1 protein-coding gene is annotated in these 264 nt (G+C 59.1%); it reads left to right on the top strand.

Annotated elements, in window-relative coordinates; all coding sequences use genetic code 11:
* On the top strand, positions 1–264 hold a 264-nt coding region (locus tag SB771_RS35035), incomplete at both ends, for a hypothetical protein (protein WP_410722048.1).

Consider the following 264-nt stretch of genomic DNA (forward strand, 5'->3'; position numbering starts at 1 on the left):
GCGGGCAGGAGGTCGGTGCGGCCTACCAGCGCCTTATGATCGAGATCGAGCGCATCAAGCCGATGAAATCGCGAGTAGCTGCCCATGAGTCTCAGCTCGACGCCTTGCGACAGGAGCGACGCAATCTGTTGGCCGAATTATCAGATTTGCGAGGACAACGCATACGCGCCTTGCAGAAGGCCGCGAAGAAGCTGAGCAAGCGGCTTGAAGGCAAGCTCAAGGTGGAAATCGTACCGGAAGCCGACCGCACTCCGCTGATGACGT

Source organism: Burkholderia sp. SIMBA_051, assembly GCF_046534915.1.
GTDB lineage: Bacteria > Pseudomonadota > Gammaproteobacteria > Burkholderiales > Burkholderiaceae > Burkholderia > Burkholderia ambifaria.